The sequence below is a fragment of the Bacillus sp. S4 genome, assembly GCF_040838205.1.
In the GTDB taxonomy this organism is placed as follows: Bacteria; Bacillota; Bacilli; order Bacillales; family Bacillaceae_G; genus Bacillus_A; species Bacillus_A cereus_U.
Window position 1 is genome coordinate 1 of record NZ_JBFPJI010000064.1, and the last position, 15,079, is coordinate 15,079.

A 15,079-nucleotide genomic window follows, 5' to 3' on the forward strand; every position below is an offset into this window, starting at 1 on the left:
GTATTAAAGAAAATTTCAGGAATTATCAAATATATATAGAAAGTAGTAGCCATTTACAAAAACTACTACAGCAACAAAAAGTTGATATGGTCATAACTTATGAGGTTTATCCTGACGCAGCGTTTAAAAAAGTATTCACCACTTCAATTTCTGTAGGCTTATTAAAAGCGAAAGAACAGTGTACCATTGACTTTTCAAAAGAACTTTTCTTTGTTAGTAACGACAAAAAGTGCCCTTTTAGAAATATGACAATACAATTTCTAAAAGAAAACAATCTATCTCAGCATCAACTTCAACAGTTGGATTCTTATTCGCTTATTGAAGAATTTATTGTTGAGGGAAATGGGATAGCTTTTTTACCGATGAAAAATGATAAATTAGCACCGATTGAAGGTGTGCCCATAGAAAAACTATCTATTAACTTCTTTACAACTCGAGACTTAGAAAAAGCGATTCCAGGTGAACTATTTAATTAATAAAGAGGCTACACTTGTCGTATTTTACGGGTAAATAGATATCCCTTTTCGAATCGCTAATATAACTTCATATACTATCGTACGGCTTAATAAAATAAAAAGGGATGTTACCTAGTTACAATGTTCAACTACTAGGACATCCCTTTTCATCTTGAAGACTTCCCTCATGATTCATACATTTCACACGTTCTGCTCCACCCCTGCACTCTTCTCCTTCTTACCCCTTTTAAAATTCTTCAACTTCTTAATCGTTCCAACTAATCCTTTTGGAAAAACTAGTAGCACGATAATATATAATAAACCAAGTATAATCGTCCATCTTTCAAAAATCGGATACTCCGTCGCTAGTTCTGATAAATAGTATTTCAGTGATTCAATAATCCCAGCTCCAGCGATTGCTCCGATTAACGTTCCTACTCCCCCGATCATTGTCATCAATAATGCGTTTAGCGTCATTTCAATTGAAAATACCGTCGTATTTACAAAACGCAATGTGATAACGAATAAACCACCGCTAATTGCCGCTACTACTCCTGCCACTACACTTGCGATAATTTTATAATGGAGAACTTTATATCCAAGCGCTTCAACACGTTGTTCATTTTGTGAAATTGCATTTAATACTTTTCCAATAGAAGACTTTGTGAAAAGACGTAACAAAATGAAGATGCTGATTAAACATATAAGTGTTACGTAATAATACGTAAAACGATCACGGAATATATCTGGTACACGAAATGTAAATCCATCTCCTCCGTGAGTCAGCGAACGCCATTTTTCAGCAAGTACAAAAAACAGCTGAGAAATAGCGAGCGTTAACATTGCATAAAAATGACTTTTCAAACGTAATGAAAGCATACCGATTATATAACTAACGATAGCTGATACAATAATAGCGGCTGCTATTCCTATAAAAAAGTTCACTATAGACACCCCTTGCCGATCAAATAAGAGTGCCACACCATACGCCCCTATTCCAAAGAACATACAATGACCGAATGAAACAATACCCGTATATCCAAGGAGAACATCAAAACTCATAGCGAAAATAGCAAAGATGAAAATTTGAGTGAACAAAATTAACAAGCTCCGTGAATCATTTACGAATGGAAATACACTTAAACAAATGAGCATAAAAACTCCGAAGTATACTTTAATTCGACCCGATATGCTGTTCACCATGTCACCCCTTTTCACCAACGAGTCCCGTCGGCTTCACTATTAAGAAAAATAGTAACATTAACATATTAATTGCAAGAGATAAATCTGGTATAAAATACGCTGTAAAAGCACCGGCTAATCCGACGATTAAAGAAGCTAGAGCTGAACCTTGTACACTACCTAACCCTCCAATTATTACTACTATAAAAGCTAAAATCGCATACTGCATGCCCATCTCGGCGAAAATAACGCCTGAATATGGTGCAAGTAGGAAACCACCTAATGCTGCCATTCCTGCTCCTAATAAAAAGACAAATGAGAATATCGCTTTTACGTTAATACCGAGAGCTTGAACCATCTCTTTATCCATTACACCCGCGCGAATCATAAGTCCTATCTTTGTTTTTTTCAGCAATAATAGTAAAGCGATGTAAATTAGTATCCCAACTAAAATAACGAATAGGCGATATTTTATTAAGATAACTCCTCCAAATGTAAAACTTCCTTGAAGCCATAACGGTAATTTTGCAGCAATTGGATTAGGACCCCAAAATATTTTGATGCACTCGCTAAGAACGAGCATTCCTCCGAGTGTAACGAGAAGCTGCCGAACATGGTTTCCATACACTGGTCTAATAAGAAATCTTTCTAAAATGAAACCAAGAAACATACCCATAGCGACTGCGCCAATTAGCGCTAATAAATAACTATCTGTCATATTAAATAACCAAACGCCTGTAAATGCTCCCCATGCAAACAAACCACCATGCGCAAAATTTAGTACGCTCATTAAACCGAAAATAAGTGATAGACCAGACGCTAATAAAAAAATAAGCATCCCTGTCGAAACGCCGTTTACAAATAAGTTAATTAGCACATCCACATTCTATCCCCCCGTATCAATGTTAAGAAATACCTAAATATTTATGACATGTTTCCTTATCCTCTCGCAGTTCCTCCATGAAACCGTTATGCACAATACGCCCATTATCCATAATGTGAAAATAATCACCGATTTGACTAGCCATCATAAAATTTTGTTCAACAAGTAAAACAGTCGTTTTTTCCTTCATTTTCAAAATAGCTACCATTAATTTTTCTATCATTATTGGAGATAGCCCTTTACTCGGCTCATCAATAAGCAATAGTCCATCACTATTAATAAATGCTCTTGAAATTGCCAACATTTGCTTTTGTCCCCCACTTAATAGTCCACTTTTTTTATACCAAAATTGCTTTAAATCTGGAAATAGTTCGAGCATCCATTCTATCTTCTCTTCAGATTCTTCCCCCTTTTTTCCCCTAGCAAGTGCGAATGTCTCTTCTACTGTTAAATCATGAAAAATACCTTGATTTTCTGGTACATAACCTATACCTTTTCTTGAAATTAAATGTGTAGATAATCCATTTACTTTTGTGTTATCATAATAAACTTCTCCATTTGCTATCCGGTGAAATCCCATAACTGAGCGCAATGTTGTTGTTTTTCCAGCACCATTTCTTCCAAACAATACTGTAATCGTTCCCTTCTCAACCGAAAGGGACACTCCTTGTAAAATATGAAACTGATCTAAATACGTCTCTATATTATTCACTTGTAGTAGTGCCACTATATAATCCCCCTAAATAAGCACTTTGTACTCGCTCGTCTTTCATCATTTCTTCCGGCAATCCTTCAGCCAATAACTCGCCATGAAATAAAACGATAAGATGATCTGATAAACCTAGCACCATATCCATTTTGTGTTCGATAAGTACGATTGTGCTCTCAGGATTCTTTTTAATATTTTCGATTACTTGTAATATAGCCGGAACTTCCTCAACTGAAATACCTGCTGTCGGCTCATCTAGTAGTAATACATCTGTCTTTAATGCTAACAACATAGCAAGCTCTAACTTTCTTTTTTCTCCGTGAGCTAAATCCTTAGCTAATACGTCCCCTTTCTCGTGAAGGAGTACTGTCTTCAAAAGACGTCTCGCTTCTCCAGTTTGCTGCTTTAACTTGGCTGCATTCGGAAAGAAACTGTAATAATCCTGAACAAACGATTGAACACTTAGACGTACATTTTCAAGTACTGTTAGCTCTGGAAAAATATTTGTCAACTGAAAAGAACGACCAATGCCCAAACGCGTTCGATCTGAAATTGATAATTTTGTAATATCCTGCCCTTTAAAATAAACTTCACCTTTCGTCGGAGAAATTTGCCCACTTAGTAAATTGAACAGTGTTGTCTTTCCAGCACCATTCGGTCCAATAATTGAAATGAGCTTTCCTTTTTGTACCGTTAAATTAACATCCTTAATAACATGATGATCCCCAAAAGATACACAAAGATTTTTCGTCTCTAACAAATGTGTCATGAAATCCCTCCCACTGAAAACCATGTTTATGAAAGAAATAAGTATAAAGAGGGTATCCCCTCTTTATACAAAAACAACAGAAAATTCAGTCTATTTATTCTGAATTGATGGTTCTGTCTCTTTCATCGTTAATTCTCTCTCTAACACTGGTACTGGATAATCAACACCATCTTGCTTTTTCAGCGTTATAGAATATAGAGTTTGTAATGCTTGATGATCCTTCTCTCTAAATTTCATCTTTCCTTTCGGTGTCTCAAATTCCATCCCTTCCATTTTCTTAATAAGTGTATCTACATCTGTATCGCCCTTCGTTTTCTTTACAGCTTCGACGATAGAAATTGCTGCTGACATTCCTCCTGCTGTAAATAAATCTGGAACAGCACCATTAAATCGTTTTTTATGTTCTTCTACTAACCAATCGTTCACCTTATTTTTAGGAAGTGAGTGATAATAAACGGAAAACCCTTGCATCCCTATTAGCGCATCCATCGTTTTTAATGCTGGTATATCAGGTGCACCAGTAGAAATTTTAATGCCTTGCGCTTCCACATTCATATCTTTCAACTGTTTCCACGGTGAATTCGCACCTGCCCAAACGATAAATAGATAATCTGGTTTTGAGCTAATAATATTTTGAATATTCGCAGTGAAATCAGTTGCATTCGTATCCGCGTATTGCTCGTTTACAATATTTGCACCTAATTTCTTCGCTCCAGCTTTAAATGCAGCAATCCCCTCACGACCGTAAGCATTATCTTGTGCTAGCGTTGCTATTTTCACATCTTTTTTAGCAATTGCCGCAGCACCAGCGATTGCATCTTGAGATGAATTTCTACCAGTCCTAAAAATATATTTATTCCAGTTCTTCCCGGTAATACTATCAGCAACAGCTGGTTCTACAACCATTATTTTTTCATATTCTTCAGCTAGTGGTAAAACCGCTAATGTATCACTTGAACTAGATGATCCGACTAAAAAGTCAACTTTCTCCTCTTCTAATAACTTTGTAGCTTTTTTAACTGCTACATCTGCTTTCGTTTCTGTATCTTCTACAACAAACTTAATCTTCTTTCCTTCTACTTTCCCTGTTCCACCAGTTGCATAGTCTAACCCTAATTCAAATCCATTTACCGTTTGTTTTCCATATGATTCTAATGGACCTGTTAACGAAGCAAGAACCCCTACCTTAATCGTTTTTTCATCTTCTGTACTTGTCTTCTTTCCTGAACAAGCTGCCGTTACTAACAATGAACCTAAAACACAACCAGTCAACATCATTTTGAGCCATTTACGTTTTTTCATCGACATCGTGATTCCCCCCATACTTTACTTTCTGATAGAATCAAACACGCCAAAGTACCCCATCTGTAATTATGACTTTTTCTTTAAACAAAAATAAACCAGGTTGTTAATATTAATGTATTTTCTCCGATTTCCATTGAATACCTTTACAATTTGATATAAATATTTAATTCCTATATATACAAGCATTCCCACACTATTAAACTTCTATCCTTTCTAACAAGTATTTTGAGTCTCCAGTATTAATTTGCTTTCTTAAAAAATTGAATTCTTTGGAGTAAACCATCTGTAATTATTATATTTCCTTGGCTATCTACATCTATTCCTTGTGGTGAGAAAAACTGCCCTGACATACCATTAAAACTTCCAAAAGACTCTAAAAAGATTCCATTTTCATTATAAATATTCACACGATTATTAGAAGTATCTGTGACATAAACCGTATTATTTATATCAATTTCAATTCCTATTGGCAAAAAGAGATCTCCTGGACCCTCTCTCCAATTTTCTAGTGGATCTAAGTTTCCTGCCCCATGATTTGTACCCCATTTAGTAAGAAATTTACCATCGTTATCAAATTTTTGAATCCTATTATTGATTCGATCAACAACATAAACATTATCTTTTGAATCAATTGCTAATTGCATAGGTTGAGAAAACTCTCCCTCTCCACTCCCCTTTCTCCCCCATGATTTCACATATTTTACAGCTGAGGCACTTCCTACAGAAGTAAACATTCCTAGACTCACAGTAACAATGAAAAAACAACATATAATTTTTTTTATAAAATCCATGCTTACTACCACCTAATCACAGTAGCTGCCCAAGTATACCCAGTACCTGCACTAACCGCTACTGCAATATCTCCAGGCTGTAATTTCCCTTGTTCATTTGCAATGTGAAGACCGATACACGGATCAAGCGCTGACATATGCCCATAATGATCTAAATATACAACTTGTTCTTCTACTAATCCCAATCCTTGTAACAATTCTATTAACATAGAACGTTTTGTATGCAGTGGTAATAATACTTTAATATCTTTGGGAGTTAATCCACTTTTTCTTAACGCCTCCCGAATAACCTTTTCAAAATTAGGAGTTGAAACCAGATCTAAACGTTCTTTCATACTAATAGGATCTATTACATCGATATAATGTTGTCGATTCTCAACCGTATCATAGCTAGCAATTTGTTTCGATCCACCTGCTGGAATACGTACATCTTCATGAAATGAACCATCCGTTATAATAGCACTTCCTAATATTTCACCGTTGCTAGCGCCTTTTTTTACTAAGGCTGCACTTCCGCCATCAGCGAAATTAAACATGAAACGTGAGCGTGGATTATCATAATCTACAATTTGAGATTCTTTACATCCACCTACTAATAATATGTTTTCAATTGATTTATCAGAGTAGAGCATATCTTTTGCGACTTTGAGAGCAATTGGAAAGCAAGAACTAACATTCATAATTTCAAAAGCATAAGCATTCTTCAATCCAAGTTCATGCTGAATTTTTGGGGCACTAGACCATACGTGGTAATCTTTATGTGGACTGCCAAAATAAATGACTACATCAATAGATTGAGGATTAACTTGTAGTAATATTGGCTTTGCAGCAGCAATAGCTAAATCTGATGCATGCATCGTTTCGTCTGCGACATGCTTTTCATATAGCCCAAATTTTTCTATAATAATATTCTCAGGGATACCTGTTTTTTTAGATAGGTCTGCAGCTGTCTCTACGCCTTTTGGGAAGAATACTCCTGTCGCTTCAATCCCGATATTCATTAGACTACTCCTCCTTCTTTTGGCACCATCATAGTAGCTACACCTGTTAAAACTAAATCTCCTTTTTGATTATGACACTCTGTTAACAATTTTATTACTCTCTTTTCGATAATAAACTCTTGTACTGTAGCCGTAGCTGTAATCGTATCTCCTATAAAAACTGGTGTTGTAAATTTAATAGTTTGTTCCATATAAACAGAACCCTTTCCTGGCAAATGTACTCCTAACAATTGTGATAATAGACTAGAAGTTAATAAACCATGTGCTATTCTTTGATTAAATCTAGTTTGTTTCGCATACTCATGATCAATATGGATTGGGTTAAAATCCCCACTTAAACCTGCAAATAGTACAAAATCTGTTTCTGTTATTGTTTTACTACAAGATGCTTGTTGCCCAGCGCTATATTTGGTCATCCCTTCACCTACTTTTCAATTGATTAGCTAACTGTACTTTTTGAATTTTACCAGTTGCATTTTTAGGTAATTCCTCTAGAAATACAATTTCTTTTGGAATTTTATATTTTGCTAGAAATAGAAGACAATGTTCAATTACTTCTTTTTCAGTTAATACACTGCTACTCTTTTTCACAACAAAAGCGATTGGTATCTCTCCCCACTGTAAATGTTGTGTACCAACGACCGCTACCTCACATACATCCGAAAGCCTATTAATGACTTGTTCTACTTCAAGTGGATAAATATTTTCACCACCTGAAATTATCATTTCTTTTTTTCTACCGACAATGTATACAAAACCATCTTCATCAACTTTAGCTAAATCACCAGTATGTAACCAACCACCTTGAATAGTTTCTTCTGTTGCATCTGGCCGATTCCAATACTCTTTCATTACATTTGGCCCTCTTATAATTAACTCTCCAACTTCACCAACTTCAACTTTATTTTTATTTCCATCGATAAGTACATAATCACAAAATAGAACAGGTTTTCCAATTGAGCCTACTTTACGTCTTGCATCTTCTTCTGAAAGCATGAATACTGTTGGTGATGTTTCAGTCATACCAAAACCTTGACCGAATAAAAATCCTCTATCTATAAATTCTCTTATCAACTCTTCTGGACACGGAGCACCGCCATTATAAAACCAACGTACTGATTGTAAATTCGTACTTTCAAACTTTGAACAATTAATTAATGCTTGATGAATTGTAGGCACTCCCATCACTACAGTCACTTTATGTTTTTCTATCATGGAAAGCGCTGTGATTGGCTCAAATTTTCTTGGAATAATGATTATTCCACCTGCAAATAAAGTTGGGAATGCGAATAAACCAATCCCACCAATATGAAATAAAGGCAATAATACAATGGAGCGATCATGAATAGTTAGGTCAATCGCAAATGTATTATTGAGCGCATTCCAAAACATATTTTTTTGTGTAAGTACAGCTCCTTTCGGTGTTCCTGTTGTTCCCGAAGTGTAACATATAATAAAGGATGCGCTTTCATTTATATCCTCAAAATAGTGGTTGTTTCTATTTTCTATTCGCTTTAAATTTTTTATCGAAAGAACTCTTTGTACATATGATTCCTTCTCCATTGAAAGTGCCATATTTTGAAATGTTTCCTCTACAAATAAAACCGTGGTTCCACTATCTTTCAACTGAAATATAAGTTCATTTTCTGTTAACCTTATATTCAGTGGAACAGCAATGCATTCTACTTTCGCTATAGCAAATAAAAGGACAATATATTCCAAGCTGTTTTGTGATAAAATAGCTACCCTTTCTCCTTTTTTCATATTTAAATCGCAAATTAAATATGCTGCTACTTTACTCACATACTCATGTAACTGTTTATATGTTATTTCCTCTTCTTCCGTAATAACGGCAATGCGATCAGGATGTAAATATGCTCGTTTTTCAATCCAATAAGCAATGCCTTCCATATTTACCACTCCCTTATCTCTTTCTCAATCCTTCAAATATTAATGACATCGCTGCCTCAAATACCTTCTCCGGAACATCCTTCTCTTCCCAATACCCCCAGCGCATTCCTAGAAATTGACCAATTGACATAAGACAATACGCAATTGTTTCTTTATCAAGTTGTTTAAACTCTCCCGCTTCCATACCAGCCGACAAACTTTTTAAAAATCCATTTGCGAGCTTTGCATAGTACCATCTATATAAATCATCATCAACAACTACCGCCTGTTGTACAATGTTATATAGATTAGGACGATCTTTTACCCATCGAAAAAATGCCTGAAAACCTTTTCTTTGCGCCTCTTCATAACTTGATATCCCCTTCATTTCTTCTTTAATAATTAAGCGTAACTCACGGTTCAATCTACGAATCAATTCATCAAATATATCTTTTTTAGCTGGAAAATAATTATAGAAAGTTCCGTGCGCTACCTTTGCTTCTTGCGTAATATTCACGATAGAAGCCTCATAATATCCTTTACTACCAAACACCTCTTCTGCAGCACACAATAATTTCTCTCTCGTTTCCAGTCCTTTTGTTGTTAGATTTTTTACATCCATTATTATTTTTTCTGACACCTGAATCACCTCTTAGATTTGATTATAAATATATTTTTGAATTTTACAATTATTTTTATTAGACAAAATCCGCCAAGTATTTTTCTACATACAAAAAAGACTAACTTATCTTTAAGTTAGTCTTTTAATCTTAATTAGAGCTAAGTTCCACTTTCTCTAACCCTTCAGCCAATTGTTTCTTATCTAACCCTTCCCCTATTACCACCAAGTTTGTCGGGAAACCGAAGTCTTGTTCCAGTAAAGTTGGTACCCCAAACGAATATTGGAATAAGTGAGGGTATTTATCTCCATGGAATTTCACAAAACCTTTCACACGATAAATACTATCTGGTAAATTCGAAAGCCATTCATACAATTTCTCTTGATCAATCGATTTCGTAAATTGATACGTCATTGTTTGTATATGTAAATGTTGTTTAACATGAAGTGTCTCGTGTTCTCCATCACTCACAAATTCAGCTTCTTCTATATCATTCAAAGATATATTACAATACTTTGTTTCAAACAATTTCGCATGATTATTTATTTCTTTTACTTCTTCAATTACTTTTTTCTTATCCTCATCTGTTAGTAAATCTGATTTATTAATAAGAATGTGACTACCAAATTTCATTTGCTCATGTAATAGCTGTTGTACATTTGCACTTAATATACTTCGGTTTAACCATCTTACTGCATCTAATACGACTACTATAGATTTCACTTCAAGGAAAGGAGCTAAAATTGGTGATACACATGCATCTAACACTTCAATTGGATGTGCGACGCCTGTTGTTTCTATATAAATTACATCTGGTCTTTCTTGTTGATATAAAGAATGTAATTGTATTTCAAGCTCTTCTTTCAACGTACAACAAATACATCCTTTCAGAAGTTCCCTTAACACATTCTCTTTTCCAATAATATCTGTATCTACCGAGTATTCACCGATTTCATTCATCAAAACTGCAACTTTTCGATTTTTCTTCTTTTCTGCTAATAATAAATTTTGCAGCAATGTTGATTTTCCGCTACCTAAAAAACCACCTAATATATGAATTTCTACTTTATTCATTCGATCGACCATCCATTTCTTTATTCTAAACGTATTCAAAGCGTAATAATTACGATTTATATTTATCATTTTATTAAAAGAACAACTATTTGTAAACAAAACTGCTAGATTATCGTTTCATTTTCATTCACTTCATGAGCAACTCTAATTCCAGACTCAATCGCTCCTTGCATCCATCCATGTGTTAACGTCGTATGTTCTCCTGCAAAGTGCACCCTGCCAGCTGGCGGCGTAATATATGGAAATACTTCAAGCTCTTGCCCTGGTTCAAAAGCTGTAAATGCTCCGCAAGAATACGGATTTTGACTCCAGCTAAAAGATTCTCCTGCAACATACTCACTATAAACCACGTTTCCATATATTTGCGCTAAATTTTTCAACGCATAACGAATACGTTCTCTATGCGAGAGACTATCCCATGTTAATGCTTCATCTGCCCAAGTATAACTTGCTAAAACGATCGCTGCCCCTGGTGTATGAATGCCGTAGCTCGGATAATATGTAAAGCGGATAGGTAAATCTGTAATGGACTTCCCACCATATTGTCCTGCTCTTTCCCAAAACCTACTTTTAAACTCTATCGCAATTTTAGTTGAAGCAATATAATTTAATTCACGAATTGCCCGCCTTTTATGATAAGAGAATAAATGATATGGCTGGACTTCTACAAATCGCAAAGCTGAAAATGGAATTGTGACAATAGCGATGTCACCAGTTACTATAAATGAATTTAACGTTTGTTCATGGGTTACTTGCAGCATTACTTTATTATCTTCCTGTATAATTTTTTCTACTTTATACGACATAAAAATATTATCCTTTAGTTCTGGTAAAAATGAATTTGGTAATTTATCCATCCCGCCCGTTATCTCATAATATTTCGTCGTTGAAGTGAAAAAGATCATTTCGCGTAATACTTCAATTAAAGACATTCCCATGTATGCTTCCATATCAAGAAGTACTCCGATCATATCTATTGCTCCATCTGAATAATACTCAGTTAAAAATGAAGCGAGCGAATATGTTTTATACTTTTTTTCAACAATAATCCAGTTTTTATCAGGATCTTTCTTAATATAATTAAGTATCGGTTCCAATACCTCTAACATTAACCCTTCTGCCGTTTTCTCTCTTTCTTTATCTAAAACTGGATATCCAAGTACACTTGGATCCTTTTCAAACACATCCAATCTCGTTCTTTTGTTATTCGTATAAATTATATCTGAAGAAGTTTTATTAATAAAAAGGTTTAACGGTAGTTTAAATTTACGAATATAGGCTAAAGTTAAATCATGAGTATCCGGAATACGCATAGGACCTGCGTTAAAATATAATCCTGCACTAAATGGTTCACGAATCGTATACACCCTGCCACCTATTCTGTTATTTGCTTCTATAATCGTTACCTCATGCCCAGCCTCTTTTAATAAAGATGCTGCAACTAATCCAGATATCCCTGCACCGGCAACTGTAATCCGTTTGGGGTTATTCGTTTTGGCAAGCCCTTCATGAACAATTTGAAGCATTTGTTCCATCGATAATGGATTCCCCATGCCAATTCCCCTTTTACGAAGGATTTTACTGAATTATATTCGTTTAACAGGATTCCTATGTTTCATTCAAGTAATTGAGTGGATACATTTTCAATCACTTGAATATCTTTTATAAAATGTAATAAAATAGATATGAAACTATAGAAGTAAGACGTATTATCTTACATAATAAAATTTATGAAATAGCGAGGAATTTTGAAATGAAAAAAGGTATTAACCGTGTTGTATTAGTAGGAACAGGAGCAGTTGGATGTAGTTATGCTTACTGTATGATTAACCAAGCTGTAGCTGAAGAATTTGTTTTAGTTGATGTAAATGAAGCAAAAGCTGAAGGAGAAGCAATGGACTTAAGCCATGCCGTTCCTTTCGCACCAGCTCCAACAAAGGTTTGGAAAGGTAGTTATGAAGATTGTAAAGACGCAGATCTTGTTGTAATTACAGCTGGATTACCACAAAAGCCAGGTGAAACACGCTTAGATTTAGTTGAGAAAAACGCTAAAATTTTCAAGCAAATTGTTCGGAGCATTATGGATAGCGGCTTTGACGGTATCTTCTTAATTGCAACAAACCCTGTAGATATTTTAACTTACGTAACTTGGAAAGAATCTGGATTACCGAAAGAACGCGTAATCGGTTCTGGTACAACTCTTGATTCTGCTCGTTTCCGCTATATGTTAGGTGAGTACTTCGATATTGGACCTCATAACATTCACGCTTATATTATCGGAGAGCACGGTGATACAGAACTTCCGGTGTGGAGTCACGTATCAATTGGTATTCAAAAACTACAAACGCTTCTTGAAAAAGACAACACATATAACCAAAAAGATTTAGATGATATTTTCGTAAACGTTCGTGATGCAGCCTATCACATTATTGAACGAAAAGGTGCTACATACTACGGCATCGGCATGTCACTTTTACGTGTTACGAAAGCAATCTTAAGCAATGAAAACAGCGTATTAACTGTATCAGCATATCTTGAAGGTCAATACGGCCAACAAGATGTTTATATCGGCGTACCTGCTGTTTTAAACCGCGGCGGTGTTCGTGAAATTTTAGAAGTTGAACTAAGTGAAGAGGAAGAATTAAAATTCGATCACTCTGTTCAAGTATTGAAAGAAACAATGGCTCCTGTTCTTTAATCATATTTTTCAATCAAAAAAGCAATCCAATTTATATTGGATTGCTTTTTTATATTTTTATAGTTCCCCCTCAATTTAAACGGTAATATTATCTATAAAAAGGAGTGATTTCATGAATGATTCTTGGACGATTGTAATCCTCTTGCTAGCTGTAGCATCCTTAATACTTTTCCTCTTCTTAATCATCAGAACGCTATTTCCAACTAAAAAATATGATAAGAATCTCGGATTGATTCTACTTATTTTAAGCTTGTTAGCAATACCGATAAGTATCTTCCTTATAGGAGGATGGGCAGGTATGGGAGTTGGTGTAATCGCAGTCTTTATTTTTGCTGCTGTTATTATAGCTTTAATTGCAAATACCTTCGTTAAACTACCTCCTCCAAAGAAAAAATAACAAATGACCGATGTTTTCATCAAGAGAAAACATCGGTCATTTTCTATCACTTAGTATCATTAATCGGTTCATCATTATTTACATCAAGTACATCTAATAAAAAGATAAAGATTGGAATCCCAATAATAAGCCCCCATATTCCAAGGAAATGTTCTGAGAAAATAAGAATCATAAATGTATAAAAAACAGGTAAATTCGTTTTTGCAGACATAAATTTTGGATTTAATAAATAACTTTCAAGAGCGTGGATTACTGTAATGAACACTAGTATGTAAACAACATACATAACCCCGCCGACATTATAGGCAATGATACAAAGTGGAAACAATGAAATGATAACACCAGCAACTGGAATCAAACCGAGTAGAAAGACCATGACAGCCAATACAAGAAGCTGCGGAAATCCTAAAATGACAAGTGCAATTACAGTGAGCACACAATTGACAACCGCAATTAAAAACTGTGCTTCAATTACTTTTCCGAACGATCTTGCAAATCTTTCACCAAAATATGCAATCTCCTCATAAAAAATTTTCAGCTTACTATCTTTAAATTTCGAAGTAAATGCTATAATGCGTTCTTTTTCTAATAAGAAAAATAAGCTTAAAATAAGAGAAAGTAGTATTTGTAAACTGACTTTTCCTATGTTTGCTATCGATTGATATATGACATCTACACCTTGTTCGATATATTTCGATACTTCCATTCCATTAATTGTCGAAAGTGCATATTTAATTATCTCGTTATCAGGTGGGTTCTGAAAAAACAATTTAAATTGATAAATTAATTGTGAAATTTGTATCGTTAGTACAGGCAAATATTTATATAGTGTAGTTACAATAAACGTCACTAATACAATATATAAACCAGCAATAACCACTTTCCTATTTACTTTCAATTTTTTTGAAATAAACTTTTGAAATCGATCCATCAAAAACGTGAGAATAAACGTAATTAATATTAAATTAATCATGCTTTTTAATCCATACAATACAAGCACTAATATTATTAAAACGAGAAACCGTTGAAACCCTCTACTTCGAAAGAAATTTTTCACTTCATTCATTAAAAATTAACCTCCCCCTTCAATGGATGGAAATTGAATATATTACATTTTATGAACTTCTATAGACAATCTTTCTTACTAATTAGGAAGAATCCTTTTTTTCTTTTCTAATGTCGGATTTTTCATCTAATACTTTTCTAAAAACTATTTTTCAAATCTATATTTTAGGAGAACATCTATTTTTAGACTGTTGCTCCTTAGTAGATTTTTCATATTGAAAAAAGAGAGTTATCTATTAC

General features: G+C 34.5%; 15 protein-coding genes and 1 pseudogene. 3 read left to right on the forward strand and 13 right to left on the reverse strand.

Annotated features, from left to right (window positions below; genetic code table 11):
* A partial coding sequence (locus AB3X48_RS09545) for a type 2 periplasmic-binding domain-containing protein (RefSeq protein WP_483298824.1) occupies positions 1-476 on the forward strand: 476 nt, incomplete at its 5' end.
* Between the two features lie 180 nt (positions 477-656).
* On the opposite strand, the gene AB3X48_RS09550 is transcribed toward AB3X48_RS09545, so the two are convergent.
* The 12 genes and pseudogenes from AB3X48_RS09550 to AB3X48_RS09605 all read right to left on the reverse strand — a co-directional run bounded on the left by AB3X48_RS09550 (position 657) and on the right by AB3X48_RS09605 (position 12,232).
* Positions 657-1,610 carry a branched-chain amino acid ABC transporter permease gene (locus AB3X48_RS09550; RefSeq protein ID WP_016104551.1) on the reverse strand — a complete coding sequence of 318 codons (954 nt, stop codon included), beginning with the start codon at positions 1,608-1,610 and terminating at the stop codon, positions 657-659.
* A gap of 49 nt (positions 1,611-1,659) precedes the next feature.
* A complete protein-coding gene (locus AB3X48_RS09555) occupies positions 1,660-2,520 on the reverse strand; it encodes a branched-chain amino acid ABC transporter permease (protein ID WP_002158285.1) in 861 nt (286 codons plus the stop codon).
* Positions 2,521-2,542: 22 nt separating this feature from the next.
* Complete coding sequence (locus AB3X48_RS09560; RefSeq protein WP_016104550.1) at positions 2,543-3,247, reverse strand: branched-chain amino acid ABC transporter ATP-binding protein; 705 nt, start codon at positions 3,245-3,247, stop codon at positions 2,543-2,545.
* Positions 3,225-3,998, reverse strand: a complete 774-nt coding sequence (locus AB3X48_RS09565) for an ABC transporter ATP-binding protein (protein WP_016104549.1) — start codon at positions 3,996-3,998, stop codon at positions 3,225-3,227. Before AB3X48_RS09565 ends, AB3X48_RS09560 begins: the two co-directional genes overlap by 23 nt.
* A gap of 90 nt (positions 3,999-4,088) precedes the next feature.
* Positions 4,089-5,306: a substrate-binding domain-containing protein gene (locus AB3X48_RS09570; protein ID WP_016104548.1), complete on the reverse strand. Its 1,218-nt coding sequence runs from the start codon at positions 5,304-5,306 to the stop codon at positions 4,089-4,091.
* A 236-nt stretch (positions 5,307-5,542) separates the two neighbouring features.
* Positions 5,543-6,001, reverse strand: a pseudogene (locus tag AB3X48_RS09575) (6-bladed beta-propeller); the annotation flags it as partial.
* Positions 6,002-6,099: 98 nt separating this feature from the next.
* Complete coding sequence (locus AB3X48_RS09580; protein WP_016104546.1) at positions 6,100-7,095, reverse strand: 3-oxoacyl-ACP synthase; 996 nt, start codon at positions 7,093-7,095, stop codon at positions 6,100-6,102.
* Positions 7,095-7,511, reverse strand: a complete 417-nt coding sequence (locus AB3X48_RS09585; protein ID WP_002158290.1) for a MaoC family dehydratase — start codon at positions 7,509-7,511, stop codon at positions 7,095-7,097. The genes AB3X48_RS09580 and AB3X48_RS09585 overlap by 1 nt, the downstream gene beginning before the upstream one ends.
* Before the next feature lie 4 nt (positions 7,512-7,515).
* Positions 7,516-9,006: an o-succinylbenzoate--CoA ligase gene (locus AB3X48_RS09590; RefSeq protein WP_016104545.1), complete on the reverse strand. Its 1,491-nt coding sequence runs from the start codon at positions 9,004-9,006 to the stop codon at positions 7,516-7,518.
* 13 nt (positions 9,007-9,019) lie between these two features.
* Positions 9,020-9,625, reverse strand: coding sequence for a TetR/AcrR family transcriptional regulator (locus AB3X48_RS09595; RefSeq protein ID WP_016104544.1), 606 nt, complete (start codon positions 9,623-9,625; stop codon positions 9,020-9,022).
* Positions 9,626-9,755: 130 nt separating this feature from the next.
* Positions 9,756-10,679 carry a CobW family GTP-binding protein gene (locus AB3X48_RS09600; RefSeq protein WP_016104543.1) on the reverse strand — a complete coding sequence of 308 codons (924 nt, stop codon included), beginning with the start codon at positions 10,677-10,679 and terminating at the stop codon, positions 9,756-9,758.
* A 104-nt stretch (positions 10,680-10,783) separates the two neighbouring features.
* Positions 10,784-12,232, reverse strand: coding sequence for a flavin monoamine oxidase family protein (locus AB3X48_RS09605; protein WP_256415941.1), 1,449 nt, complete (start codon positions 12,230-12,232; stop codon positions 10,784-10,786).
* A gap of 200 nt (positions 12,233-12,432) precedes the next feature.
* Here AB3X48_RS09605 and AB3X48_RS09610 point away from each other — a divergent pair, with 200 nt between their 5' ends.
* Together AB3X48_RS09610 and AB3X48_RS09615 are read left to right on the forward strand one after the other, a co-directional pair.
* On the forward strand, positions 12,433-13,377 hold the full coding sequence (locus AB3X48_RS09610; protein ID WP_002012312.1) for an L-lactate dehydrogenase: 945 nt from the start codon (positions 12,433-12,435) through the stop codon (positions 13,375-13,377).
* 112 nt (positions 13,378-13,489) lie between these two features.
* Positions 13,490-13,774: a YesK family protein gene (locus AB3X48_RS09615; RefSeq protein WP_002158296.1), complete on the forward strand. Its 285-nt coding sequence runs from the start codon at positions 13,490-13,492 to the stop codon at positions 13,772-13,774.
* Between the two features lie 46 nt (positions 13,775-13,820).
* Here the strand turns inward: AB3X48_RS09615 and AB3X48_RS09620 are convergent, their stop codons facing one another.
* Positions 13,821-14,840 (reverse strand): AI-2E family transporter, encoded by a 1,020-nt coding sequence (locus AB3X48_RS09620; RefSeq protein WP_002158297.1) that lies wholly within the window; start codon positions 14,838-14,840, stop codon positions 13,821-13,823.
* Between the last annotated feature and the right edge of the window lie 239 nt (positions 14,841-15,079).